The sequence below is a fragment of the Nitratidesulfovibrio liaohensis genome, from assembly GCF_011682075.1.
Classification (GTDB): domain Bacteria; phylum Desulfobacterota; class Desulfovibrionia; order Desulfovibrionales; family Desulfovibrionaceae; genus Cupidesulfovibrio; species Cupidesulfovibrio liaohensis.
The window spans coordinates 1-2465 of record NZ_VSMK01000404.1 but is presented as its reverse complement, the minus strand read 5'-3'; the positions used below and the strand labels follow the sequence as shown (position 1 = coordinate 2465).

General features: G+C 66.9%; 2 protein-coding genes. One reads left to right on the top strand and one right to left on the bottom strand.

Going from position 1 to position 2465, the window contains the following annotated elements:
* Positions 1–83 precede the first annotated feature (83 nt).
* Positions 84–1796: an FAD-dependent oxidoreductase gene (locus FVW27_RS13025; RefSeq protein WP_167125773.1), complete on the top strand. Its 1713-nt coding sequence runs from the start codon at positions 84–86 to the stop codon at positions 1794–1796.
* A 263-nt stretch (positions 1797–2059) separates the two neighbouring features.
* Here FVW27_RS13025 and FVW27_RS13020 read toward each other — a convergent pair.
* Positions 2060–2465, bottom strand: a 406-nt coding sequence (locus FVW27_RS13020; protein WP_167125771.1) for a DMT family transporter, incomplete at its 5' end; no start/stop codon positions are given.

Here is a 2465-nt window from a genome sequence, read left to right as displayed (position 1 = left end):
CGCCAGCCCGAACAGACGCGCGACCCCGTGCCGCGCGCCGCACCCCGCGCCGTCACCCGCGCGCAGCCCACGGAGGTTTCAGCATGTCCAAGCACGTCGTCGTCATCGGGGCCGTTGCCCTTGGCCCCAAGGCCGCCTGCCGGTTCAAGCGCCTCGCACCCGACGCCAAGGTCACCATGATCGACCAGTCGCCGCGCATTTCCTACGGGGGCTGCGGCATTCCCTATTTCGTCTCGGGAGAGGTCAACAACATCGACGCGCTGCAAGCCACCCCCTACAACGTGGTGCGCGACCCCGAATTCTTCCGCGTCAACAAGGACGTGGACGTGCTGACCGAAACCCGCGCCGTGTCCATCGACCGCGCGGCCAAGACCGTGCTGGTGGAACACCTGCGCACGGGCGAGCAGCAGACCCTTTCCTATGACAAGCTGGTGCTGGCGCTGGGCAGCCGGGCCAACCGCCCCCCTGTCGAAGGGTTGGACCTTGCGGGCGTGACCGCAGCCACCAATCTGGAAGAAGCGGAGTTCATCCGCAATTCCGTGGCTGCGGGCACGGTGAGCCATGCCGTCATCGTGGGCGGCGGGTTCATCGGCCTGGAAATGGCCGTGGCGCTGGCCGACATGTGGGGCATTGGCGTGACCGTGGTGGAACTGACCGACCGGCTCATGCCGGGGTTCCTGTCCTCCACCCTCACCCGTATGGTGCGCCATGACCTGGAGAAGAACGGCGTCACCGTGCTTACGGGCGAGAAGGTGGTGCGGCTGGAAGGCGAGGACGGCACCGTGGCCCGCGTGGTGACCGACAAGCGCACCATCGACGCGGAACTGGTCATCATGGCCGCCGGGGTGTCGCCCAACACGGCCATCGCCAAGGCCGCCGGGCTGGACACCGACCCGCGCGGCGCGCTGATCGTCAACGACCGCATGCAGACCAGCGACCCGGACATCTACTCCGGCGGCGACTGCGTGACCATCCCCAACCTGATCACCGGCAAGCCCGGTTTCTTCCCGCTGGGGTCCATGGCCAACCGCCAGGGCCGCGTGGTGGGCACCAACCTTGCCGGCGGCAACGCCACCTTCCCCGGCGCGGTGGGCAGCTGGGTGGTCAAGCTGTTCGAAATCTCGGCCTGCGGCGCGGGCCTGACCATCGAAACCGCCCTGCGCGAAGGCTTTGACGCCATCAACGTGCACGTGGAGCAGTTCGACCGGGCGCACTTCTACCCGGAAAAGACCATCATGTCGCTGGAACTGGTGGTGGAAAAGTCCACCCGCCGGGTGCTGGGCATTCAGGGCGTATCCACCCTGGGCGACGCGCTGACCGCGCGCATCAATGCCGTGGCCACCCTGCTGGCCGACAAGCCCACCATAGAAGACATCAGCAACGCCGAGATCGTGTACTCGCCGCCGTTCGCCTCGGCCATGGACATCCTGAACGTGGCGGGCAACGTGGCAGAGAACATCCTGGAAGGCCGCTGCGCCGTCATCGACCCCGAGGAATTCGAACGGCTGTGGAACGAACGCGCCAGCAACGATACCGTGTGTTTCATCGACACCCGGCTCATCGGCAACTCGCAGCCGCTTGCCGAAAAGTACCCCGGCCAGTGGAATGCCATCCCCGAAGAGGAAATCCACGACCGCATCGCGGAAATTCCCACGGACCGCACCGTGGTGCTGGTGTGCAACACCGGCCTGCGCGCCTACGAATCGCAGCTGATGCTCAAGGAACTGGGCGTCACCAATACCGTCAACGTGCAGGGCGGCATGGTGGCCATGCACAAGATCGGGGCGGATATCTAGAAAAACCGCAAAAAGTTTCCGGGGAGGGGACCCTTTGCGGCAGCCGCCAGGTGAGCGCAACGCGCGAACCTTGCCCTAGCGAGCCCTACGGATAGGGACCGCACGCGCGAATGGCGTCCGCAGAGCGTGAAAGGGTCTCCCTCCCCGGCCCCCTCCCCCCCCAAACTTTTTGGTTGGGGTTCTTCGTTCCACCACAAGGTCCGTGACGGGTACCCGCCACGGACCTTGTCTTTTCCGCGATAATACCAGGACCCACCTTGCTCTCAAGCCACACTCCGCCCCCGGAACAGCTGGCGCAGGTCCAGCAGCAGCACGAGGCCCGCCACGATGCTCGCGGCCCCGGCGGCCATGGCCGGGGTGATGCGCTCGCCAAGGAACAGCGCGCCCCAGCCCATGCCGAACACGGGTATGAGCAGGGTGACGGTCAGCGCGCGGGCCGGGCCGGTATCCTCCACCAGCCGGAAGTACAGCAGGTAGGCCACGGCCCCGCAGACCAGTGCCAGGGTGGCGGTGCAGGCCAGCACCAGCGGGGTGAGCAGGGCCGGGTTGTGTATTGCGGGCGCAGGCCACAGGGGCAGTGCGGGCAGCAGGGTCAGCGCCGCGCCCAGTTGGCTGCCCGCGGCCACGGCTCCGGGCCGGATGCCCGCGCCGTGCAGCTTGATGTAGGTG

Bases quoted from the DNA above. Each gene is read 5' to 3' on its own strand.
- FVW27_RS13025 (WP_167125773.1), top strand. From the start codon at position 84: ATGTCCAAGCACGTCGTCGTCATCGGGGCCGTTGCCCTTGGCCCCAAG.